Source organism: Myxococcales bacterium (assembly GCA_016712525.1).
Classification (GTDB): domain Bacteria; phylum Myxococcota_A; class Polyangia; order Polyangiales; family Polyangiaceae; genus JAAFHV01.
This window is the reverse complement of sequence record JADJQX010000001.1, coordinates 1,365,404-1,387,983: the sequence shown is the minus strand read 5'-3', so window position 1 is coordinate 1,387,983 and position 22,580 is coordinate 1,365,404. Positions and strand designations below refer to the sequence as shown.

Below are 22,580 nucleotides of genomic sequence, written 5' to 3'. Positions count from 1 at the left end.
CTCGGTTCGGGAAGCTTCCGAGCGACGAGGAAGCTCGCGGCGGCGAGACACGCTGAGCGGTCGCGCCGTTCGCAACCTCAGGCCTACAGCTCTACCCTTTGCTCTTCACGAGGGCGTCGTACTCCGCTTGGTCCGAGAGCTTGGCCACGAGGAAGGTCACCCAGTCCTGCGTGTAGCCGTAGTCCCCATGCCGAGGATCAGCCACGCAGTACTTGGGGTTGCAGCCCCCGGGGTCGAAGCCGGATCTCCGAACCTTGTACCGAACCCAGGCGAGCTTGTGGTGATGGAGGTTGAATGGCCGGCCGATCTTCGCCGCCACGTCCTTGGCCACGAGCTTCGGCGATAGAAGGTTCGCGTTCGCTACCGGAACTTGTCGTTCCTTCACGAGCGCGATCTGCTTCTGGATCTGCGCCATCTCCTCGGGTCGACTCGGATCGTACTTGATGAACTCGAAGGCGAGGTCCGACGTGTTGGCGTGGTTCCCTGTCTTCGGGACGAGGAAGACCCGGAAGGCGAACTTGGGGTCCTCGTAGAGCGTCCCTGGTAACCCAGTCCGGTAGGCGTCGATGAACTCCTTCACGTCGTCGAAGTGCTTCGCCTGGAGCTTCCGGAGGGCCTCGGTCTGCCCCGCGGCCCGAAGCGCGGTCGTCTGCAACGGGACAGCCAGGGACTCGCGGATCGCGTAGTAGGTCCCGAAGTGCTCGACGAGCATCTCGTCGAAGTTGAGCAGCAGGGCCTGGCACTCACCGGCAACGTGAGGGTCGATCGAGGGGACGTACCGGTGCTCGACTCGGTTGCGGAGTCGGATGAAGAACTCCAGGTTCCGCCGGGTCGCGTGATCGGCGGCGGCCCAGAACTTCTTCATGCAGGTGTCGAGCTCCCAGGCCTTCTTGTCGCCGTCCACGACCTTCGGCGTAACGCCATCGGGCTCCGTGTAGAAGTAGCTCACGGATCGCTCCTCGAAGATCGCGTGGAAGAGCGAAGTCCACGCGATCACCATGAGCACGGCGAACCCCTCCGTGCGGAACACCGTGGCCGGCGAGTTGTACACGTGAAGTGCAAGCAGGGCGGACTCGCGGGACTTGCGCACGAGCGCTTCCACCTCGGGCGCGAGGTCGGGTCGGCGCGGGTCTGCGCTCACCTCGTCCTTCTGCGACATGAGCCGCACGTACTCGGTCTCCGTGAAGCCGCAGACCCCTTTGCATCGGAGCCCGCTCGTGCCTTGATGCACGATTTGGCCCCACTTCTTTCGCAGATACGTCTCGATCGTGCCCGGTTTCCACCCCGTCGCTTGAACGATGTCCTCGATGGTAAAAGCCGTACCCGCGTTCTCTTTGTCAGCAAGAAACTGGTACGAGCGGCGAACCTTGTCGACCTTGCCACCCGCCGGCTTCACCCTCATCTTCCCCCCCTTCGCCATGACCAGCTACGCCACGAGCTCCCGGACGACGGCCTCGACGAGCTTCGAGGCGCGGTCCTCGGCCTGGCGGAGGCGCTCTTCGAGCAGGTCGCAGATCTTCATCATATGCTCGACCTTGGCAACGATCCGGTCCTGCTCAGCGCGAGGAGGTAGGGGGAAGGGAAGCTTCCGGAGGTCGACCAAGTGGAGGTGACGCACGGCGACGCCACGCTGCTTCTCCGCGCCAAACTGGCCGGTCGCACCAAGGTACACGACGTAAGCCACGTACTGCGAATTCACGGCCTGGACCACTGGGACCATAGCAACGCTCTCGAACAGTGTAAATTGACGGTCGGTCTCCACCAGGGCCACTTCTCCGATTGAACCACTCTTGGTGACGAGGACGTCGCCTCGCTTCGGCCGGCACCGCTTGGTGAGATCCTCAAATTCCTCTCTGCTGATCTGCTTGCAGCCCTCAAAGGTGACCCGCCCATTACGGATGTCTTTCGCCGAGATGAAGTCCATTCCTCGTTCGACGTATCGCGGCGTGTGGTGGGTACCGTCAACGATGTGACCGGCGACATCACGGAGGGTGCACCATCGCCACCCGGTCGGGACCTCGTACGGGTCCTGCTGGCATGACTCAGTGTGGTCGTCGTCGCCGTGTCCTCGCCCTCCCTTTCGCTTCCCTTCGAGCAAGGAGTGGCGCTGCTTCGCTACAGTCGCAAGGAGCGCCTCGATTTCCACGGATGACGTCGAGTGGGCGACGAGCCTTCCACGAACTGCTAGTTCGAGTACGGTGCGTCGCAGCTCCCCCACCTTCTCCGCCCGATCAATCAGCACGTCAAAGTTCTCCACCACCCTGTTCCAGGCGGCATCGAACTCGTCCGGCCCTTCGGCGGAGGTGAGGGCGTCGAGGGCCGACTTGGTGAGCCGGGCTCCGGTCTCTCGCTTCTTGGTCTGCTTCGCTTCGAGCTCATCGCAGAGGGCCATGAGCTGGTCGACCTTGGCGACGATCCGCTTCTGCTCGGCGAGGGGCGGGACAGCCACGAGCGTGCTCCCTAGCTGTTCCTGGTTCACCTTCGGCATCGCAAGGCGGTTGTCCTCCTTGACGACTTGGTCGAGGAACACCTGCGAAAGCATGAACTGGTGGAGGTAGGCTCGGTCGATCCGACTCGTTATCGGGTACATGTCCGCGCTGCACACGCCCTCGAAGTCGACGACGACAACCTTCGAGAGATTCGGACGGATCTTCGAGTAGACGATCTGCCGCGGAAAGAATCGGTGCTTGTTGCTGGTCACCCCGTCTTCGCGGACGGTTCGATATTCGATCAAGCGCCCAGTTCCCTTCTCGATGTTGTCGGGCGCAACGTGGGGGGCGTCGAGGAACTTCGCTGGGTCCACCAGGTTGGAGTCGATCGATGCAACGTCCAGGAATCGGGCCCAACACCAGTTGCCCGGAAGTTGGGCCGGTGCGTCGATCTCCTCATCGTCACCGGGAAGCTTCTTCCTAACCGTTCCCGCGTTCGCGGTCTTGAGTGCGGTGAGTAGCTCTCGGGCGTCCTCCCCGGACCGCTGCTTGGTCAGACGACCACTCACAGCGAGAGTCCGAATGAGCTGGCGTAGCTTCGGGACGGTGCCTGACGCTTCTGCGAGCACCTCGAAGTTCTCCACGAACTTCGCCACATCGAACCCCTCGCCCACGATCTCCTCGACCTTCGTGGCAACCTTCGACGGCTTCTTGTCGCCCTTCTCGAACAGCGGGACCTGGACGCTCATCCCCGCGCTCCTTCGAGGGCGGCTCGAAGCTCGTCGCGAAGTTGGTCTCGAATCCTGGCGGCGGCTGCGGCGGCCTCGCGGTACTCGCGGAGGAGCGTGTCGGCGTCGCCTGGGCCGTCGTCCACGGCCCTTGGGTTCTTGATGTCGAGGTTGTAGCCGCGGGCCTTGATGTCGGCGAGGGAGACCTTCCAGGCGTGGTCGCTCTCCTTGCGCTTCGCCCACCACTTCTTCTCGGGGGCGAACTCTTCGATGCGGAGCGGCTTCGTCTTGGAGTAGCTCTTCGCGCCCGCGGGGTACGGGTGCTCGTAAAACCAGACGTGCTTCGTCGGCTCGCCCTTCGTGAAGAAGAGCAGGTTCGTCTTGATGCCGGTGTACGGGCTGAACACCCCCTTGGGCAGGCGGACGATCGTGTGAAGGTCACACTCTTCGAGGAGCTTCTCTTTGATGCGCGTCTTGATGCCCTCGCCGAAGAGCGTACCGTCCGGGAGGACGAGGGCGGCGCGACCGCCCGCCTTCAGGAGCGTCATCAAGAGGACCAGGAAGAGGTCGGCCGTCTCGCGGGTTCGAAACGTCCCCGGGAAGTTGTTCTCGATGCCGTCTTCTTCCATGCCGCCGAAGGGCGGGTTCGTCACGATCACGTCCACGCGGTCTTTCGGGCCGTAGTCGCGCAGGGGGCGGGCGAGCGTGTTGTCGTGGCGAATGTTCGAGGGCACCTCGATGCCGTGGAACATCATGTTCGTCACGCAGAGGAGGTGCGGGAGCGGCTTCTTCTCGACGCCGTAGATGCTCCCCTGAAGGGTGGCCTCGTCGTCGGCCGTCTTCACGTACTTCTTCCGCACGTGCTCGATGGCGCACGTGAGAAAACCGCCGGTCCCGCAGGCAGGGTCGAGCACCTTCTCGCCGAGCTTCGGATCCACTTGGTCGACGATGAACTGCGTCACGGCGCGCGGCGTGTAGAACTCGCCGGCGTTCCCTGCGTTTTGCAGGTCCGAGAGGATCTTCTCGTACACGTCGCCGAACTCGTGCCGGTCGGCGGCCTTGTTGAAGTTCACCTCTTCGAGCTTGTTCACTACCTGGCGGAGCAGCGTGCCGCTCTTCATGTAGTTGAAGGCGTCCTCGAACACGCCCCGGACGACGCCCGCGAGCGCCGCGTTCTTCCCCGTCGCCGGCAGCTCCTTCAACGTCTTGAAGAGGTCGTTGTTGATGAAGTCGGCGAGCTCGTCCCCCGTGATGCCCTCGGTGTCCTTCGCCCAGGTGCGCCAGCGGAGCCGCGTGGGGATCGGGCTCTTGTAGTTGTCTTCGAGCAGCTCCTTCTGGGCCTCGTGATCGTCGAACACCTTCAAGAAGATCATCCAGACGAGCTGGCTGATGCGCTGAGCGTCGCCGTCGACGCCCGCGTCCTTCCTCATGATGTCCTGGATGCCTTTGATCGTCGTGCCGATGCTCATGCGCTCTTGGGTCCCTGGTCCGCTTCGTAGAGCTCGTCTTCTAGCCCACGCACGGCCTTCATGTACGGCTCCTTGCCGCCGAACCGCTCGACGATCTCGAGGGGCGTGCCAAGGCCGGCGATCGGCTGCACCTGGAGCACCCGGAGGTTCTCGATGTCGTCGACGCCCTCGCGCTCGAACTTGTCGAGCAGCGCCTCGAGCACCGCCCGGGCGGCTTCCCCGAACTTGGTGAAGTAGCTCCGCTTGCGAACGTTGTTGGCCCGCTCCTTCCGCGTGAGCGGCGGCTGGTCGAAGGCGACGTGGCACACGAGGTCGAAGGCCGAGAGGTCCTTCGCGACCTCCTTCGCGAGCTCGTCGAAGAAGACCCCCTGCTCCTCGAGCTCCTTGATGATGGCCTGCTTGCGGTCGGCCTCGGTCCACGTCTTGAGGAACACGTCGAGGCTCGCGAACTTCTCGCGGATCGCCTTCTTCGAGTACTCGCGGAGAGACTCGGTGATGAGCTTCCCGTCCTTGCCGTAGTACTGGACGCGCTCGGCCACCACGAAGACCGGGACGTCGTGCACGATGTACTTGGTGCGCTTGCCCCCGGTCGCGGCGCCGTCGGAGCCGACCTCACCCCCGGCCTCGCCGTCGTCGCCACCCCCGTCGCTCCCGCCGTCGGGCTCACCGTCGAGGTCGCCGCCTTCTACGACGTCGTCGGGCGGAACGATCGGATCGTCGCCCTTCGGCTGGTAGACCTGCTCCGGGTTGCCGTCGAACGCCCGGTCCGCGAAGAGCTCGGTCGCCTTCCGAAAGTCCAAGATGGTGAAGTAGAGCTTGCCGAAGTCCTCCGCGATGCGCGTGCCACGCCCGATGATCTGCTTGAACTCGGTCATGGATCGGATCGTCTGATCGAGGACGATCACCTTGCACGTCTGCGCGTCCACGCCGGTCGTCATGAGCTTCGAGGTCGTCACCACCACGGGGTAGCGCTCCTCGGGGTGGATGAAGTTGTCGAGCTCGGCCTTGCCCTCGGGGCTGTCCCCCGTGATGCGCATGACGTACTTGCGGTTCTGGGCGCAGATGTCGCCGTTCTCGTTCACGAGGGCCTGCCGCATCCGCTCGGCGTGGTCGATGTCCTCGCAAAAGACGATCGTCTTGTCGTACCGGTTCGTGGCGGCGAGAAACTCGGTCACCTTCTTGGCGACCAGCTCGGTACGCTTCTCCAAGACGAGCGTGCGATCGAAGTCTCGCTGGTTGTAGATGCGGTCCTCGATCTCTTGGCCGAGCTTGTCGACCTTGCCCTTCTCGGGCCGCCAGCCGCCCAGGTCCTTGTCGAGGTCGATGCGGACGACCTTGTACGGGGCGAGGAAGCCGTCCTCGATGCCCTGCTTCAAGGAGTACGTGTAGACCGCATCGCCGAAGTAGTGCGTCGTCGAGACGTCCTCGGTCTCTTTCGGGGTCGCCGTGAGACCCACCTGGGTGGCCGACGCGAAATAGTCGAGCACCTCGCGCCAGGCCGAGTTGTCGGCGGCGCTCCCCCGGTGGCACTCGTCCACGATGACGAGGTCGAAGAAGTCGGGAGAGAACTGGCGGAAGAGGTCGTCCTTCTCGGTGGTGCCCGAGATGGCCTGGTAGAGCGCGAGATAGATCTCGAACGACTTGTCGACCTTACGGTTCGTGATCTTCGTCATCGCGCCGGCGAACGGCTTGAAGTCGTTCGTCTTGGTCTGGTCCACCAAGATGTTGCGGTCGGCGAGGAAGAGGATGCGCTTCTTAAGCCCGGCCTTCCACAGCCGCCAGATGATCTGAAAGGCCGTGTACGTCTTGCCGGTGCCGGTCGCCATCACGAGCAGCACGCGGTCCTGGCCGTTCGCCACCGCTTCGACGACCCGGTTGATCGCCTTGACCTGGTAGTAGCGCGGGGCCTTGCCGGTCGCGTCCGAGTAGTAATCCTGGGAGACGATAGGCTCGGACACCGGGGTGATGCCCTTCCACACGCAGTACCGGCGCCACAGCTCCTCGGGCGAGGGGAACTGGTCGAGCGGCAAGAGCTGCTCGACCTTCGCGGTGTGGCCCGTGCGGTCGTGAAAGAGGAAGCCGTCCCCGTTGGAGGAGAAGACGAAGGGCACGTCGAGCATCTCGGCGTACTCGAGGCCCTGCTGCATCCCGTCCCCGACCTTGTGGTTGTTGTCCTTCGCCTCCACGATGGCGAGCGGCAGGTTCGGCTTGAAGTAGAGGACGTAGTCCGCGAACTTCGCCTCGCCGCGCGTCACGAGCTTGCCGCGCACGATCACGCGGCCCTTCGTCAGGTGGACGTTCTCCCGCACTTGGAGCTGAACGTCCCACCCGCCCGCGACGATGGCCGGCGTGATGAGCTTCGTGCACACGTCCCGCTCGGAGAGCGTCTTCTTGTCGGGGGCCGTCGTCATCGGGACCTGCTCGAGTGTAGGGCACGCGATCTCGTGCGCATGCGGGATTCGACGAGGATGCCGGGCACCGGTTTGGGGCGCACCGGACGTCCGTTCTCGCCTTGCCTTTCGCATGGCGCGGAGCGACACTTCGTGTGCGCAAACCCTCCGAGCGGATGGGGGGAGGCAAAGAGCCCGCGGATCGCGGGCCCTTCGTGCGACTTACGCGCTGCCCCGCGTGCCCCACGTGAGAGCGCGCCGCTCGCCGCATCGCTCGCACTCGACCCATTCGTAGTACGGGACCGGGCGCCGGCTCGTCGTGCGGCACTCAGGGCACACGGTCACCAGAGCAACTTTCGCGCCTTTCGCCACAAGATACGCTCGCGCGAAGGTGGGCGCCTCGTCGGCCTGAAGCTCGATGCGCATCACTTCACCTCCACCACGTCGGCGTGCACGCCGTCGACGCCCTTGTTGCTCGCTCCAGCGCCGCCTTCGCCGCCCGTGGGGGGCGCGCCGGTGGGGCGGGTGATCTTGGTCGCGGCGTCCTTCGTGGGCTCTTTCCCACCGGACCACGCGATGCCCGCGGCGATGCCGCCGGCTCCACCCCCGCCTCCGCCGCCATCCCCGCCTTTCGCGCCCGCACCGCCCTGACATGCGTTGCCGGAACCGTTACCCTTGAATCCCCCCGCCTGCCCCACTTGGCCCTTCCCACCGGCTCCGCCCGGCTTGGCACTCTTGGCGACAAGGTCGGTGGCTTCGAGGGAGACCGTGCTCGTGAACGACACCACCGCGACGCTCGAGCCTCCCGCGGAGCCTCCGAACCCGCCTTGCCCGCCGCACCCTCCAGCTCCGCCTCCGCCGCCGGCTCCCTCCGTGCCGTATCCTCCGCCTCCGCCACCTCCGATGCTGCCGGGCGCCCCGTCTTGGCCTTTGTTCCCCGTCAGCCCCGTCGACGTCAGGGTGGCCACCGGCGTCGCGCCGCCGCGGTCCATTCCGGGGGTGCCGGGGGTGCCGTTCTTGCCGGTGCCACCCGCGCCGCAGTCTGCGATGCCGTCGCCTTTTGCCCCACCCGGAGGGCGGGGATTTCCGTCGTTGCCTTGCCCACCGGGAACGCCGCCGATGCCGCCGGCGGTCGTCCCACCGCCAGGGCAGGCACCGCTCGCACCTCCGGCGCCTGGCGTGTCGTCGCTGAACAAACCCGTGCCCTTGTCGTCGGCGTTCGCACCCTTCAGAAGCGCATCGGCCGGGTAGCTAAAGCTACCATCCCGCGCAGCCGAAGCATCCGCCCCGTCCCCCGCCTCCACACGCGACCGAAGCAGCTTCACGTTCCCGCTCTCCGTCACGAACACCCCCACGCTGCTCTCGCTCGGCGCCGCGGCGTTCATGCCTACGACGTCGAGGTCCGCCAGGACCACCGCGCCGCTCACCTTCTCCACCTTGATGCCGTACGCGGGCTTCGTCGCGACGACCCTCGCCTTCGCTCCCGCCTTCGCGAAGTCGCACGAGACGCCGCCGTAGACTTCCACAGCACGAGTCACGTCGACCGAGCCGGGGTATTCGCCTTCGCACACCACGATGCGCGTGCGTACGCCTTGGAGCGCTCGGCCGATCGTCTTGTACGGCTTCGCCTTCGACCCGTCGTTCCCGTCGTCCCCCGTCGCCGATACGAACGCTCCGAACGCGTCCACCAGACATTTTTCGGGGTTCTTTACCGGCTCGGTCGGGGTCAGGCAGTCTTTCGGCGGCGGCTCCGCGTCCGGGCCTGCTTCGGGGATCGTGCCGTCCGGTACGAAGCCGTCGGGCAGCGTGCCGTCGAGACCGCCGTCTAGCTCTTGGCATGCCTTCCCGTCGGCGTATTCGCAGAGCGATTTCGTCGAGCCGAGGCAACCCGCTCCGAATACGCCAAGGGCACTCACGACCATCAAAACTCTCGTCGTTTTCATCTCAGAAGCTCCCTTGCGCAAGAAACCCAACCGACCCGGGCCCAAGGCTCGGCATGATCCACCCGCTACGCTGCGCGCTACGCAGCTCCCACGGGCGGATCACGAGTGTCGCGACGACGGCCCCCACGAGCGCACTTCCGCCAACGACATACCCCACGATGGCTCCGGCATTGAGCCCGCTCACGCTCGAGATCGTCGACGACTGCTCGGTGCACCTTGATGCGTCAGCGCACTGTCCAGGAGTGATCGTCGCGGCGAGGTCATCACTCTTGCCCTTCGCCGCGGCTCCGAGCCCAAGGCCCACCCCCATCCCCACGACACCCACTCCCGCCAGAATCCCTGGCACAAGCCAGCTTCCCCGCTCCATCTCTTCCTTCGGCGGCGGCGTGATCGGACCCGGGCCCTTCTCCGGCGGCACCACGTCCGAAGGCTTCGCCTCGAACGTCACCGTCACCACCGTTCCCGCTCCGCACGTCACCGGCTTCGTCTCCGTCCCCAGCATCACCTGGTGCGCGCCCGCTTCCACCGCGATCGGCCCACCAAACGGCGCTGGTCCTACGTCCTTCCCGTCCACCTGCACGTGCGACCCGGCAGGCGCGTCGATCTGAATTCGACCCACCTTCTTCTCCAGCTCCGCCGCGTACCTCTCCGCGTCCGCCTTTCCCTTCGCGGGCAGGTTCGGGAACTTCAGGTACTCCTGATAGTGCAGGTACGCCTCGGCAAGCTTCCCTGTCCTCTCCTCGGAGCGTGCCAGGTTGAAGAGCAGGCTCGGCGTCCTTGCTACGGCCAAGGCCTGCATGAATTTCAGCCGCGCTCCCTCGAAGTTTCCCTCCGTGTACAGCTTGTTGCCCTCGGCAAACCTCTCGGCCCCCTCTTTGGTCGGAAAGTCCGTCCCGTCCGCCCAGGCCGGGCTCACCACCAAAAACATCGCGGCCGCCAGAGCGGCGCCCATCCATCGTCGTTTCATTAGAAAGTTCCTTGAAGGTCAGGGGCGATCGTCGCCGAGGGCTTCGGCGGCGGCTCGTTAGTGTGAGAAGGTGCCGGGCCCGCAGGCTTCGGCTCGTGGGAAGCCTGCGGCTTCGAAGGAGCGCTCTTCGTCGGCCCGCTCGCTGACACCGACGGCACGGCCGACGTGGGCGCCGACGGCACCGATGCCGTTGCGTGCGGAGGCAACGGCGCCGAGACGACGGCCGTCACCGCGGCGGTCTCGCGAGGCGCGGGCTCGAACGTCGCCGACGGGGACGGAGCCCCCCCAGGGACCTCCTTCGGCCCGAACGCCAGCCTCAAGAAGATCATGAGGAGAATCGTCACGATCACGACCGCGATCGCGTACTTCCCCAGGGAAACCGAGGCAAACCGTAGCCTCGCGTCCGTCGAGCTGGCGCGCGCGTTCGGTGGCGGCGTCGACGACGCGCCCTTCGCTTCGTGCGTGTTCCCCGTCCTCGGAGCGGTTTGACGAGCGGAGGGCTCCGGTTTCGCCGCGCGTGGCACCGTCGGCGCCTCGGACCGGGATGCCAGCGCTTCCACGCCGGGCAACACCGCTTCCCCCTCGCGCCCCTTGCCGAGCCCGGCCACCAGATCGCGCGTCTCTCCACCAAGGCTCGCGAGCCTCGGGTCCGTCGCGAACCGAAGGTGCGTCGGCGCGTCGGCCGGCGCGTCGGACCGAAGCAAGCTCGTCACCGGCGGCAAGGATGCCGGCTCCTCGTCGCCCGCCTTCCCAAGGCCGCGCACCAACACCTGCTCGGCGCCACCATGCAAGGCCAGGCCGGGGTCGGTGCCGTACGCGAGACGTTGCTTCGGCGGCACGACCATCCCGCCCGATCCGGGCGCCATCGTCGGCGTGTCCGTCAGCGCGATTTTCGCGTCGACCAGCGTCTCGCCCCCAGCCGTCGTCGCGTCGCCAAGACCAGGGCGGGTCGGTTTCTGGCTCATCGCGTCTCACCTCCCGCCCCCTTCATTGCCCGGGGCGCGTGCTGCTGCTTGTAGAGGATCAAGGCGACCGCCGCGATCATCGTCACCGCGATGAGCGCGATCAGCACACGCGCGAGCGTCACCGACGTCAGGTCGGCCCGACGGTGCTTGTACGCCCCCGACATCGGTAGTGTGCCGCCCTTCGCCCCTCGTGAAAGCTCCTTGGCCACACCCGTGGAGGGCAAGTCGATGCGCAGCGCCGGGCTCATCGGCACGGTCCCCGTCGGGGGCCGACGAACGCGAGACCGCGCCGCCACCTCGGCCTCCGCGAGCTCACGCTCGGTCGGCGGCGGTATGTGCATGCTGCGCGGCACGTTCGTTTCCGCATGACGCATCCGGCTCACCTCGCTCGGTCGGGGGCTCTCCTGGGGCCGCGCCTGCTCGCGCACCGGCGATCCGGCGCTCGGGCTCTGCGTACGCGGCGGCGCGGGCGAGGCCACGTTCACGATCTCTACGCGGGGTGCCTCCGCCGCCCGCCGTAGCACGGGCGCCACCACGCCCCCCGCGGGCGGCGGCGCCTCGGATGGCGCGGTAGGAGCCGCGGCGATCAACGGTCGACCGGCTCCCTCCGGCGTTCTCGGTGTCGGTCCCCACGCATCGAACGAAGGCGAAGGGCTGCTCGCGTTCGCGCTCGCCTTGCCCTTCGCTGCCTCGGCCTCCACTTCCTCGCGCACCACCCGCGCAGCTTCGCGCGCGGCTCCAAAGCCAGGGTCGGTTCGGTACCAAACGCCAGCGGGCCCCTCAGCGGCGCCCGTCCGCTCATGGATGATCGCGACCGTGTGCGTGACACACTCGTCGTGCTCCACACGTCGGCGATCGAGCAACTTCTCGACGCGCATCTCCTCCGTCGTGTCGTGGTCCGTGGGCGCCTGCTGCCGCTCCTCACGCGCCAACTTGGCCACGAAGTCCATGCACGAACGCAGCTCCGTCCGCAGCGCGTACGCCGACGCGGGCCGCTTCGCCGGGTCCTTCTCGAGCATGCGCGTCACGAGCTCGGTCACCCGCTCGGGCACGTTCGCGCGGTACAGGCTGATCGGCCTAGGCCGGATGTGGCGGTGGCACGCGACCAGGTCCTTGATGTCCGTCGCGTCCCAGTAGGGGTGGCGCCCAGCGAGCAGCTCGTAGAAGAGCACCCCGAGCGCGTAGATGTCGCTCTGCGGCAGGGCGACGCCCTCGTGCTGCTCGGGCGCAGCGTACGCGAACGTGCCGTGAAACAGCCGATCCCGCTCCCCATCGAGCGTTCGCTTGAGCGCGAACGCGATTCCGAAGTCGAGGAGCTTTACCACCGTGCCGCCTCGGCTTCGCACGAGGAGAATGTTCCCTGGCTTGAGATCCCGATGAATGGCGCCGAGCGGTACGCCATCGGGCCCGCTCAGCGTGTGGACGTAGTCGAGCGCGTCGGTGACCTCGAAGATGATCTCGAGGATCTGAGCCAGGCCAAAGGGCGTTCTCTTGTGGAGCAGCTCGGCCAGGGGCACGGCGCCCGGCTCCTCGTGCATCGTGTAGTACGGGCGAGGGACCTCCTCCCGCGTCCACTTGCCGTCGAGCACTCGGACGATGTGAGGGTGCACGAGCTGCACCATGAGGCGCACCTCTTTGCGGAAAAGGTTCTCGGCCGCGCGACCGACGAGCTCGGCGTTGAGCAGCTTGATGACGCACCGGGCCTGCGAGTAGTCGCTCCACGCCAGGTACACCTCGCCCTGCCCGCCGGAGCCGAGCTGCTTCACCACGTGCAGGTCGGGGCCTGGGATCACGTCGCCCGGCTCGTACCGAACACGGCTACTCTTCTTGGCCGCCTCGCTCATCTTCCGCCTCGCCGCCTCACGACGCCTCCCTGACGCGATGCGCACACTAGCGCACCTCGCCAGTGGCTTGCCTGTTCTTGAGAGTGGCGGCGTCCGCCGAGTTGTCGAGCGCGCATGATCGACCGTGCCTTCCTGCTCCGTGTCGTCGGCTGCGCGGCGGCGGTCGTTGCGTGAAAAATCGAAAATCGTACCCAGGCCAGATACCGCCGCGATATCCACGGGTTACCAACGGGCTGCCGGGCACCCTCGCCCTCGCTCTACCGCTTCCGACCGCTCGCTCGCCCCCGAGACCTTGCCGGTCCTCGCTCACCGGCTCGCGCTCATGGCCGGCCGCCACCACGCTCCCGAGCGCAGATCAGCCCCTCCAGTCCGTCACGGCGATCCTCGCGCTCCCGACCGGGATCGCCTCGTTCTCTCCCCCAAAGAGGAAGCCCACGTGAGCCGGGGCGCACTCGCTGAGCCCGAGGCGCGAGCAGAAGTGCGATGACCGTATCCACGCGCTCGGACTGAAGTGACGGCGAAGCTCCTCGTCCGCGATGCCCGCGCAGCTCGCCACGAGCGGCCCGGAGACTCTGTACCACTCGCTCGCGATCGACAGGGTGAGGCCCGTGCGATGCAGAGCGCCGGGGAGCGGGTCGAGCTTGCCTCGGGACGAGAGCGCCGCCTTTCCTCCCCGCCTCGCGTCACTCGACGCAAGGCCTCGCGTCTCGAGGGGCGCCACGAGCTCGGCAAAGTCGTCGCTCGCAAACCCATCGGCGTCGAAACCTAGCGCGCTGAAGAGCCTCGCGACCATGCGCCGTTCTTCGCGAAGGTCGAGCGACGTGTCCTTCGGCGCCGGCACCAAAGGCGCCCGGCCCCGGGTCAGGCCGAGCAGCCGGCCTGCCGCGGTTCGTTCGTCCACGAACACGATGCGGTCCGCGGCGTCGGTGCGATCGCGTGCATCCAGGGCCTCGCCGCCCACGAGCACCCGAGGACCGCCGGCGTCCTCACGTCCCCGGTTTGGCCCCGAGACCCAGGCGACAACACGCCCAAGCGAGCGAAGCGGCGGCCGGCCTCCGACGTACACGGCGAGCCCCGGACCGACGAGTAGCGTGCCGTCGACCGTTTGCCCGCGCCTGAAAAGGCATGAGTCCCCTCTGCCCACGAGCGGTGCATAGCAACCGTCTCCGCCGACGAGCAAGCGCCGACGCTCGACGCCAGGTTGGCGAGCGGTCGATGCTACGCTCGACGAACGCGTTGCGTGGGTCTCCCGCGGCGCACGACCCCATCCTTCGGATGCCGGGAACGATTGCCCTCCGGACCCTCCCCCAACTTTCCCCCTCGACACCCCCGACGTCATCCCCTAGCCTCTGGGCCATGGGGAGCAAAAAATCAAGCAAGGGGTCGAAATCTATCAAGAAGCCTTCGCCGAAGGCCGCCGCGGCACCGAAGGTGGCGGCGCGTTCCGCTGCGAAGGCACCTGCGGAAGGCGCGTTGCGGGGCGAGCGGGAGGCTCTTGCGGCGCTGCGGGAGGTTCTTCCGCCGCTGTCGTTGGCAGAGTCTCAGGCCTTTTTGGAGCCGAATTCGCCCGAGACGTGCCGGCAGCGTGCGCACAACACCAAGGCACGTGACGTGCTGCGCATCGCCGTGGGGTGGGCTCGCACGATCGGTGAGAATCCGGCCGATGGGGCCGTGAGCCCGAAGCGCGCGCGGTGGTTCCTCGATTGTACGAGCGCGCTCGCCGAGGTCGTGTCGGGCAATACCATCGTGCGAAACCCCTCCGTGACGACGGCCGAGACCGCCGCGCTCGCCAAGGCGATCGAGCTCTCGGGCGATATCCGAAAACAAGCGAACCGCGCGCTGGGGGACGATATGGCCCGCCGCGAACAGCTCGCCAACGCCCTCAAGCCGGAGGCGCGTGACGCACGGGCCGAGGCGCTCCGCAACACGAAGACGCTGCTGCACGGCTGGATCAAGAACGACGGGCTCGGCCTGCGCCTCGGCCTCCAAGACATCACCGAAGAGACGCTCACCGAGCTCGAGGCCACGGCCAAGGCCCTCGACGCGGCCACCGCGAACAAGGGCGCCGCCAAACAGGTCGACCGCGACAGCCCGGCCGAGAACGAGGCCGAAGGGCGCCTCCTCTTCGCGATGAAGTGGATTTGGGACGACTTCAAAGCGGCCCGCAAGAAGGGCAAGTCTCGCCTCGTGTTGCAGGTGTCCCCGGCCATCGTGCGCGGGCTCGGCCTCTCGAAGGGCGCGGGCGACAACGAGGACGAAGACGACGAAGAAGGACCGGGCGGGCCTACGGCCTGACGAGAGCCGGACGGAGTCTAGGGCGGGCGCGCTGCGGTGCGCCCGTTGTCGTTTTGTGGACGCCTTGGGGGCGTCAGGTCCTTCGCTTCTGGCCCTTCTTGCCCGTCCGCTTCACGGGGGTGGGCTCGGCCGGCAGGTGCTTCGCCATCACGCGCTTTCCGACGAATTCGATGCCGTTCTGGTCGAGCATGAGCTTCGCCCGCTCGACCGCCGCGAACTGCACGTCTCCGGAGGCGACCCAGAGCCACTTGGCGATCTTCACACCGTCGCGGAGGTGCCCTCGGAGCTGTGCTCGGGCGGCCGCACGTTTCTTGATGATCGTCGTCACCTCGTCTTGCCGAGCCGAGTGGGGCTCGACCGCGACGACCTGGCCGCTCGGCGCGTGCCCGAGCAGGTAGTCCCACCGGTTCTCCTGGTCGTGGCCCTTCTTGAGGCCGGCGTCGATGTCGAGGCTGTCGGCGAAGTGCGCGCGGATCGCTGGGTCAAAGTACGCGTGATGCGCTTTCTCGACGGCGCCCATCCCGTCGCACACGAGTGGCCGTAGCGGCGACTCGGCCCGCAGGGCGCCCCGCACGGGCGACTCGGCACCGGACCGCCTCATTCGTCTCCCTCGTTGACCGCCGTGCGCACGGCGTCGCCGAAGCGCGAGGTGTAGCTCGTGAGCCCGCCCCACCCGGCCACGCGTTCGTCGTCGTCCGTCGGGTCGAGGGTGGAGATGTCTTTCGAGGTGACGCGCCCGTCTTCGCCGAACGCCAGGAGGTACGCGCGGTAGTCTTTCTCGAGCGCGGCCTCCGCGACCTTTTGCATTTGCCTCTGGTTCTTCACCCCGAACGCGTCGCAGACGAGCTTCCAACGTGCACCCCGCTCCTTGAGCTGGCGCATCATCCATAGGAGGGCGAGCACGTGCGGCGAGTGCGTGGAGAGCACGACCCGGTACCCACGCCAGAGGAGGTCGAGCACGAGCAGCATCACCGCCGTGACGGCCTGCGGGTGGAGGCCCATCTCGGGCTCTTCGATGACGACCCAGTCGGTCCCCTCTCGCTTCCGCGTGTGGGTCGAAGGCATAAGATGGTAGAGGCCGATTAACAGGGGCGTGAATTCGCGCTGCCCGGCGGTCCACGTCATAAAGGGCAGATGCATCTTCCCGTGGACGAGCCGAAGGCGCCGCGCGTGCTGCACGTCTTCTTCGATACCGACTTTGCCGCGGTGAAACACCGCTTGATCGATTTGGTCGCGAATCTCTTGTTTTAGCCTCCCCCCGACAGGGAAGAGGGTACCCGCGTCCTTCCCGTTGAACCGATCGAAGAGGTTCTGGCTGAAGAGGCGCGCGACGGCTGGCGTCTCCGACGTGAGCCTCTGGAAGGGCGCGGCCCACCCGTCGCTGATCAGCATGGCCCGGTGCGCCGGGACGAAGAATAGATGCTCGTTCCCGTCACCGAGGCGGCCCAGCCCTTTGGCCGAGATCGCTTTGCCGCCGAGCATGACCTCGGTCTCTCCCTCGCGCCACGCGGGCGCCATTCCCGCTCCGAAGATGAGATCGATGAGCACCTCGGGCCGGTCCGTCGCGTGCCCCGCGGCCTTGAGCGCCTCCACCACCTGACGGCCGTCCATCGCGACCTTCAGCCACTGGAGGGCGAGGCTCTTTCCCGCGCCCTGCGGCCCGACGAGGACGGTCAGATCTCCGAGCGTGAGGTCGACGTCGGCGAGGTGAGCGAAGCTCCGAATCTTGAGCGTGAGCGGCTTGGACCCTTGGGGCACGGGCCTTCGTGCGCTCGGTTTTGGTAGAGCCTGTCCCTTGGACGCCGTGGCGGCCCCTCGCGAGCCGGAGGCTTTCTTCGCCTTCGCCAGCTTCACCGGGGACGACGGCGCGCGTGGCGCTTTGGCCGGGGCGGCCTTCTTGACCGGCTTCGTCCGGGGCGAGGTGGCTCTCGGTTTCTTCGTCATCCGTGGCCTCGGGGTCGGAGAGCGGGGAGCATCGCGGCGGACCCGAAGCCCGGTTCTATCCCGGAGCGCCAGCGGCTGCCACGGGAAGCGGCGCGGCTCCCCAACAGGAAGGTCCCCAGCGGGAACCATTCGCGATCGGCTCGCTGACGGCGGTCCCCAAGCCGATCGGCGAGGCCACCCCGAATTTCGGCCAGGCCACTCGGGGCACGCGGAAGATCCGACCGACGTTCGCGCCAAGCCCGCGAAATGCTTCGCGCCGACCGCGCTCGTCGGCCGAACGATGCGCCTCGCGAACCGCACCCACGGTCGCGTCGTGAGCAACACCGGAGCACCCGTCACGAACCGCGAGCAGCTCGTGCTTGACTCGAGCGCCCACGGAGACCTTCCCGCCTGCACGCAGGAGGAGCTATCCCCTCACCGCCCCCGAGCACGCCCCTTCCCGGCTCGCCGCGTCTCGCAGGACTCGAGGCACTTCGCGGCTCCGCGCATGACCCTCGCGAGCTCGCGGAGAGGTGCCCCTAGCGGGGAGCGTTTTCGCCATACGAGGGCCAGTGTGCGGCCCGGCGTGGGGGCGGCGAAGTCTCGTGTGGCGAGGCCGGCGCGCTCGGCCTCGGTGGCTACGGCGAGGCGGGGGAGGAGCGTGATGCCCGCGCCGTCGGCCACCATCTGCGCGAGCGTCGGCAGGCTCGTGGCTCGAAACTCGAGCTCCTCGGCGCGTGCGCTCGTGCATACCGTGAGCGCCTGATCACGAAAGCAGTGGCCATCTTCGAGCAGGAGCACGTCCTCCGAGGCGAGCTCGCTGCGGTGCGCGGGGCGACGCTCGGCCATGAGCCGGTGCGCGCGCGGGGCCGCCACGACGAACGGATCGAACCCCACCGCCTCGTGCTCCACGTCTCCGATGTCGGCCTCGAGCGCGAGCAATGCCCCGTCGATCTCGCCCGCGTCGAGCTTGGCCACGAGCGTGGGTGTCTTCTCCTCGATCCAGAGTACGCGGAGCCTGGGGAAGGCGCGGCGGAGCGCGGGCCGCACCTCGGGGATGTAATAGGGCGACACGGTGGGAATCACCCCGATCCGCAGCGTGCCGGCGAGCGGATCTTTTGCCCTTTGCGTAAGACGGACAAACGCGGCGGCGCGAACGGCGCGCGTATTCGCCTCGCGCCGCAGCGTCTCCCGCCGAGGCCCTCGTGGAGCGCGCGGCGCTCTTGGGGCTCTCCGTGCCGGAGACCACGGCGCTCGTCGGAGGCCTCCGCGTGCTCGACGCCAACGCGGATCGCTCGAAGAACGGCGTGCTCACCGCGCGGCCCGGCGTGCTCACGAACGACTTCTTTGTGAACCTCCTCGACATGAGCACGCTCTGGCGAAAGGCCCCCGGCAAGGACGGCCTCTACGAGGGCGTGGACCGCGCGACCTCCGCCCCTCGCTGGACGGCGACCCCCGTCGACCTTGTGATCGGCTCGCACTCGGAGCTCCGCGCCGTGGCCGAGGTGTACGCCGCACAAGATGGCAAAACGAAGTTCGTGCAGGACTTCGTCAAGGCGTGGAACAAGGTCATGATGCGTGATCGGTTCGACGTCGCGAAGCGCTGACGCGACCCGCGGCCTCCCGCGGTCTGCTGGGATTCGTGGCCTCGGGGTCGGCGTGTGCGCCTTTGCGAAGCGATCGTCGCGCGATCGCGTGGATGACCACGATGGTCTTGGCTCGGCCGCCCCCGAGGGAGAGCGGCCGAGTCTCCCTTTTTCAGCGGGCCTCGGGCCGCGGAGAGGACGACAAAATTCCCCGCGTTCTCGTGCACTTGACGAGCCCCGAAGAAGAAGATGGGGGCGACGGTTCACACCTCGGCGGTTGCGCACCTCTACCCGACGTCCGGACGTCGATCCCCACGGGTCGTGGACGGGCAGCTTCGCCGCGGAGGGCGGCAACGAGGAGATAGCGCACGATGAAACATCTCTTTTCTCTTGGAGTGGTCTCGGGTCTCGTATCGCTCGCGTGCTCGTCCGCGCTCGTCGCAGGGTGCGATCCTTCGCTCGTCGTGACTCGGGACGACGCAGGCTCGCCGGACAGCGGGCCTACCGACGGGGGCTCCACCTTGGACGCGACGCCGGACGCCAACCCGGGTGACGCCGGACCGCCACAGACCGTGGGCTGCGACGGACCTTCCGCGCCTACGAGCTACGTGCACACACCGGGGAAGGCGATCGACTACGTCGTCACGTGCAACCTCCCGCTCGAGAAGCCGACGACGATAGGGCCCGGGACCGTCATCGCGTTCCAAGACGGCGCAGGCTTCACGGTCCGCGGCGCCGAGGGCTCGCTGAAGGCCGGTGGCACTCCGGAGGCGCCGATCGTGCTCCAGGCGGCGAAGGCCGGCGAGAAGTGGATGGGTATCTACTTCTTCACGACGAGCGCGTCGAACCTGCTCGAGCGCGTCAAGATCAGCAACGCCGGAGGGAAGCAGCCGAACCTCTCCGCGAGCGTGATCGTCGGCGCCGCGTCCTACGCGGGCGGCACCGTGGCGATTCGTGACTGCGTGATCGAGGGCTCGCTCGGGCCGGGCCTCTCGGTCGGCGAGGGTGGACTGCTCACGTCCCTCGACCGGGTCGCGATCTCGGGCGGCGCGGGCGCGCCTGTCGAGGTCAACGTGGAGAACATCGGTATCCTCGGGAGCCCGGGGAACAAGTTCGCCGGCAACGCGCGAAACCGCGTCGAGGTGTTCGAGACCGCAGCGGCGAGCAAGCCCAAGGATCAGACGTGGGCGAAGCTCGACGTCCCCTACTTCGTCACGGGCCACGTCATCACCCACAGCGTCCACACCATCTCGCCCGGCGTCACCATCCTCCTCGGGAAGGACGCCGCGATCGATCAGAGCGCCGCGGCGCCCACGAGCCACCTCGTCGCCATCGGCACGGCCGCGGAGCCGATCACCTTCGGGCCGGAGAACGCCTCGGCGAAGTGGGACGCGCTCTGGCTCCACAACCCCGGGAACGAGCTCGCCCACTGCCGGCTCAGCGACGGCGGTGGCCTCGGCTTCGTCGGCAACAAGGGGATCATCCTCGCCCTGGCGGGCACCGTGTCGATCCGCGACTGTGTGATCGAGGGCTCGGCGGGATGGGGCATCTACAAAGACAACGATCCGCCCGCGCCGACGGTGAACGTCGGGGCGAACGTGACGTTCCGAAACAACGCCCTCGGGGACGTGAGCCCGTAGGTTCCCGCAGGAGAAGCCCGCGGGCGGCCATGACGCGCGCTCACCGCCCCGCGGGCGGCTCCCAGAGCTCCACGCGGTTGCCCTCGGGGTCGGCGACCCAGCCGAATTTGCCATATTCGGACTCGTCGACCTTGTCCTCCACGGCGCAGCCCTCGGCCCTCAAGGCGGCGAGCAGCGCGTGCAGATCGTGGACGCGAAAATTCACCATGAAGGGCGAAGCGCCGAAGTGCGTCGAGGTCTCCTCGAAGGGAGTCCACACGGTGGTGCCCGTGCCGCTCGGGTTGTCGGGAGATTGCCAAGAGAACGTGGCGCCGCCCCACACCTCGAGAGGCACGCCGAGGTGCACCCGGTACCACTCGCCGAGGGCCTTGGGGTCTTTGGACTTGAAGAAGATCCCGCCGATTCCGGTGACGCGCTTCATGGGCGAGAGAGTTCACTGGGTGGCGTGAGGACGTCAACGACGACGCGTTGGCCTCGTGCTTGCACTGGGGGAGGCATGGCCCGCCCCGTTCGCTCGCTCGCCCTCGTCGCCACGCTCGTCACGCTGTTCCCTGCCGCCGCGCTCGCCGAAGAGGCACGAGATGAGGGCGAGAAAGAAGCAGCGCCAGCCTCCTCGGCCTCGTCGGATGGCTCCTCCGCGACGGCACCCACGGCACCGAGCCCGACCGCGAGCGCGCGCGGCGAAAACGAAGCCCCTGCGGCGCCTCGGAAGGCCCCCGCGCGGGCCCCGGTGCGAGCGCCCGAGCCCCCGCGCGAACAGCCTCTCCTCTCGAACGTCACCACCGCCGAGGAGTACAGGGGCATCATCGAGACCGTCGAAGAGAGCGTGAAAGACCGCACGGCCGACCTGAGTGACGTGCACCGCCTGGCCGCGATGAAGGCCGACTACGCCAAGCGCACGCACATGAGGAACCCTATCCTCGCCGGGACCGGCGTGTTCTTCCTCGTGACGGGTGTAAGCGCGAGCCTCCTGGGATCCGGCTTCGCCCTGGCGGGAGCTGCCGTGAGCGGCAAAGAGTCGAGCTCCATGAGCGGTATCAACGTCGGAGGAGCTGTAGTCCTTATTGGTCTCATTGGGCTGGCGGGGGGCGTAGGGATCGCCGTCGGGGGAGGCCTGCTCTACTCGTACGGTGCCGCCCCGGAGCTCGATCCGCCGAAGCAGCCGCGTCCGAGCGGGGTGACCCTCCACCTGTCTCCGTTCGGCGCGGCCGGCACGTTCTGACGGCGCGACGTGCAAGCCCTTGCACACGTGCGCGCGGGCCTTTGCACGCCGTTTCGAGCCCCGTCGCGAGCCCCGTCGATGCCCGACACGGCCTCACCAGCGCCGTGATCGGGGATACGACGGCCGTGATCGGGGGTACCAGGAGCTGGGGGGCGCTCTACGAGATGCTGGGGGGCGCTCTACGAGATGCCGGGGGGCGCTCTGCGACATGCCGGGGGGCGCTCTGCGAGATGCCCGAGAGCGCTCGACGACATGCCCGAGGCCCCGTCCGGGGGGTGGCGTGGATGGCTTGGCCTTGCGCTTGCACCACGGTGCGGCATGGCCCGTCCGATTCCCGCCCTCACCCTCGTCGCCGCGCTCGTGACCCTGTTCCCTGCCGCCGCGCTCGCCGACGGTGAGGGCCAGACGTCCGAAGCCACCTCGGCCGCGCCGGACGGCTCTTCCGCGACGAGCCCGACGGCACGTGCCGGGAGCGAGGACGCCCGAGCCGAAGCCCGAGGAGCGCTCCCCAAAGCCCCCGCGCGGGCCGCGACCCGCCCGCCCACGCCCACGCCGGAGCCCGCCTCGCTCCTCCCGGACGTCGACACCGGGGAGCAGTACAAGAGCGTGATCGAGGCCGTCGAAGAGCGCGTGAAGAACCACACGGCCGACGCGAGCGACCTCCGCCGCCTCGCCGCGATGAAGGCCGACTACGCGGAGCGCGAGCACATGCGGAGCCCGGTCCTCGCCGTGGCCGGGGCGTTCCTCCTCGTCACGGGCGCAACCGCGAGCATCCTCGGGCTCGGCCTCGCCATCGGCGGGGCCGGCGCAAGTGGCTCGGGCGGGAGCATCGGCGGCGCTGGGCTCGTGCCCATCGGGCTCGCGGGCTTCGCGGGAGGGATCGGGATCGCCGTCGGGGGCAACGCGATCTACGCCTACGGTGCCTTCTCGGAGCTCGACCCGGCGACGCCGCCGCGCACGAGCCGGGTGATGGTCCGCTTCTCTCCGTTCGGGGCGGCGGGCACGTTCTGAGAGCGCGAACGGCTCCCGTGGGTGGGGGAGATCCGACCGACGTTGGGGGGGGAGATCCGACCGACGTTGACGCCAAACACCTGAAACCATTCGGATTCGGGCTCGCGGGATGCGTTCACCGCGCCGATCGGCCAGGCCACCCCGAATGCCGGCCAGGCCACCCCGAGC

Annotated in this window: 18 protein-coding genes; 6 read left to right on the top strand and 12 right to left on the bottom strand. The window is 67.7% G+C overall.

The window, feature by feature from the left end; all coding sequences use genetic code 11:
• Positions 1-91: 91 nt before the first annotated feature.
• The 6 genes from IPK71_05960 to IPK71_05935 all read right to left on the bottom strand — a co-directional run bounded on the left by IPK71_05960 (position 92) and on the right by IPK71_05935 (position 9,926).
• A complete protein-coding gene (locus tag IPK71_05960; GenBank protein MBK8213280.1) occupies positions 92-1,402 on the bottom strand; it encodes a DUF3644 domain-containing protein in 1,311 nt (436 codons plus the stop codon).
• A 24-nt stretch (positions 1,403-1,426) separates the two neighbouring features.
• Complete coding sequence (locus IPK71_05955) at positions 1,427-3,178, bottom strand: restriction endonuclease subunit S (protein ID MBK8213279.1); 1,752 nt, start codon at positions 3,176-3,178, stop codon at positions 1,427-1,429.
• The gene (locus IPK71_05950) at positions 3,175-4,626 is read right to left on the bottom strand and encodes an SAM-dependent DNA methyltransferase (GenBank protein MBK8213278.1); all 1,452 of its coding nucleotides are present in this window, start codon (positions 4,624-4,626) and stop codon (positions 3,175-3,177) included. The genes IPK71_05955 and IPK71_05950 overlap by 4 nt, the downstream gene beginning before the upstream one ends.
• A complete protein-coding gene (locus IPK71_05945; protein MBK8213277.1) occupies positions 4,623-7,037 on the bottom strand; it encodes a DEAD/DEAH box helicase family protein in 2,415 nt (804 codons plus the stop codon). Before IPK71_05945 ends, IPK71_05950 begins: the two co-directional genes overlap by 4 nt.
• Positions 7,038-7,441: 404 nt before the next feature.
• Complete coding sequence (locus IPK71_05940; GenBank protein ID MBK8213276.1) at positions 7,442-8,932, bottom strand: hypothetical protein; 1,491 nt, start codon at positions 8,930-8,932, stop codon at positions 7,442-7,444.
• Positions 8,933-8,960: 28 nt separating this feature from the next.
• A complete protein-coding gene (locus IPK71_05935; protein ID MBK8213275.1) occupies positions 8,961-9,926 on the bottom strand; it encodes a hypothetical protein in 966 nt (321 codons plus the stop codon).
• 165 nt (positions 9,927-10,091) lie between these two features.
• Between IPK71_05935 and IPK71_05930 the strand changes: the two genes are divergently transcribed.
• Complete coding sequence (locus tag IPK71_05930; protein ID MBK8213274.1) at positions 10,092-10,415, top strand: hypothetical protein; 324 nt, start codon at positions 10,092-10,094, stop codon at positions 10,413-10,415.
• Between the two features lie 472 nt (positions 10,416-10,887).
• On the opposite strand, the gene IPK71_05925 is transcribed toward IPK71_05930, so the two are convergent.
• Both IPK71_05925 and IPK71_05920 read right to left on the bottom strand, forming a co-directional pair.
• Positions 10,888-12,735: a protein kinase gene (locus IPK71_05925; GenBank protein MBK8213273.1), complete on the bottom strand. Its 1,848-nt coding sequence runs from the start codon at positions 12,733-12,735 to the stop codon at positions 10,888-10,890.
• 355 nt (positions 12,736-13,090) lie between these two features.
• Positions 13,091-13,702, bottom strand: a complete 612-nt coding sequence (locus tag IPK71_05920; GenBank protein MBK8213272.1) for a hypothetical protein — start codon at positions 13,700-13,702, stop codon at positions 13,091-13,093.
• 644 nt (positions 13,703-14,346) lie between these two features.
• Here IPK71_05920 and IPK71_05915 point away from each other — a divergent pair.
• Positions 14,347-15,030, top strand: coding sequence for a hypothetical protein (locus tag IPK71_05915; GenBank protein MBK8213271.1), 684 nt, complete (start codon positions 14,347-14,349; stop codon positions 15,028-15,030).
• Positions 15,031-15,103: 73 nt separating this feature from the next.
• Here IPK71_05915 and IPK71_05910 read toward each other — a convergent pair whose 3' ends face one another.
• The 3 genes from IPK71_05910 to IPK71_05900 all read right to left on the bottom strand — a co-directional run bounded on the left by IPK71_05910 (position 15,104) and on the right by IPK71_05900 (position 18,138).
• Entirely contained in the window at positions 15,104-15,631 is a 528-nt protein-coding gene (locus IPK71_05910) for a hypothetical protein (GenBank protein MBK8213270.1), read from the bottom strand.
• Entirely contained in the window at positions 15,628-16,974 is a 1,347-nt protein-coding gene (locus IPK71_05905; protein MBK8213269.1) for an ATP-binding protein, read from the bottom strand. Before IPK71_05905 ends, IPK71_05910 begins: the two co-directional genes overlap by 4 nt.
• 414 nt (positions 16,975-17,388) lie before the next feature.
• Complete coding sequence (locus tag IPK71_05900) at positions 17,389-18,138, bottom strand: LysR family transcriptional regulator (GenBank protein MBK8213268.1); 750 nt, start codon at positions 18,136-18,138, stop codon at positions 17,389-17,391.
• Positions 18,139-18,158: 20 nt separating this feature from the next.
• Here IPK71_05900 and IPK71_05895 point away from each other — a divergent pair, with 20 nt between their 5' ends.
• Both IPK71_05895 and IPK71_05890 read left to right on the top strand, forming a co-directional pair.
• Positions 18,159-18,560, top strand: coding sequence for a hypothetical protein (locus IPK71_05895; GenBank protein ID MBK8213267.1), 402 nt, complete (start codon positions 18,159-18,161; stop codon positions 18,558-18,560).
• A gap of 350 nt (positions 18,561-18,910) precedes the next feature.
• A complete protein-coding gene (locus IPK71_05890) occupies positions 18,911-20,179 on the top strand; it encodes a hypothetical protein (protein MBK8213266.1) in 1,269 nt (422 codons plus the stop codon).
• A 40-nt stretch (positions 20,180-20,219) separates the two neighbouring features.
• On the opposite strand, the gene IPK71_05885 is transcribed toward IPK71_05890, so the two are convergent.
• A complete protein-coding gene (locus tag IPK71_05885) occupies positions 20,220-20,600 on the bottom strand; it encodes a VOC family protein (protein MBK8213265.1) in 381 nt (126 codons plus the stop codon).
• Positions 20,601-20,675: 75 nt separating this feature from the next.
• Between IPK71_05885 and IPK71_05880 the strand changes: the two genes are divergently transcribed.
• Complete coding sequence (locus IPK71_05880; protein MBK8213264.1) at positions 20,676-21,401, top strand: hypothetical protein; 726 nt, start codon at positions 20,676-20,678, stop codon at positions 21,399-21,401.
• A 318-nt stretch (positions 21,402-21,719) separates the two neighbouring features.
• Complete coding sequence (locus IPK71_05875) at positions 21,720-22,412, top strand: hypothetical protein (protein ID MBK8213263.1); 693 nt, start codon at positions 21,720-21,722, stop codon at positions 22,410-22,412.
• Positions 22,413-22,580 lie beyond the last annotated feature (168 nt).

Excerpts from the sequence above, each read along its gene's own strand:
- IPK71_05960 (MBK8213280.1), bottom strand. The coding sequence starts at position 1,402 with ATGAGGGTGAAGCCGGCGGGTGGCAAGGTCGACAAGGTTCGCCGCTCG.
- IPK71_05955 (MBK8213279.1), bottom strand. The coding sequence starts at position 3,178 with ATGAGCGTCCAGGTCCCGCTGTTCGAGAAGGGCGACAAGAAGCCGTCG.
- IPK71_05950 (MBK8213278.1), bottom strand. The coding sequence starts at position 4,626 with ATGAGCATCGGCACGACGATCAAAGGCATCCAGGACATCATGAGGAAG.
- IPK71_05945 (MBK8213277.1), bottom strand. The coding sequence starts at position 7,037 with ATGACGACGGCCCCCGACAAGAAGACGCTCTCCGAGCGGGACGTGTGC.
- IPK71_05935 (MBK8213275.1), bottom strand. The coding sequence starts at position 9,926 with ATGAAACGACGATGGATGGGCGCCGCTCTGGCGGCCGCGATGTTTTTG.
- IPK71_05925 (MBK8213273.1), bottom strand. The coding sequence starts at position 12,735 with ATGAGCGAGGCGGCCAAGAAGAGTAGCCGTGTTCGGTACGAGCCGGGC.
- IPK71_05910 (MBK8213270.1), bottom strand. The coding sequence starts at position 15,631 with ATGAGGCGGTCCGGTGCCGAGTCGCCCGTGCGGGGCGCCCTGCGGGCC.
- IPK71_05905 (MBK8213269.1), bottom strand. The coding sequence starts at position 16,974 with ATGACGAAGAAACCGAGAGCCACCTCGCCCCGGACGAAGCCGGTCAAG.
- IPK71_05890 (MBK8213266.1), top strand. The coding sequence starts at position 18,911 with ATGAAACATCTCTTTTCTCTTGGAGTGGTCTCGGGTCTCGTATCGCTC.
- IPK71_05885 (MBK8213265.1), bottom strand. The coding sequence starts at position 20,600 with ATGAAGCGCGTCACCGGAATCGGCGGGATCTTCTTCAAGTCCAAAGAC.
- IPK71_05880 (MBK8213264.1), top strand. The coding sequence starts at position 20,676 with ATGGCCCGCCCCGTTCGCTCGCTCGCCCTCGTCGCCACGCTCGTCACG.
- IPK71_05875 (MBK8213263.1), top strand. The coding sequence starts at position 21,720 with ATGGCCCGTCCGATTCCCGCCCTCACCCTCGTCGCCGCGCTCGTGACC.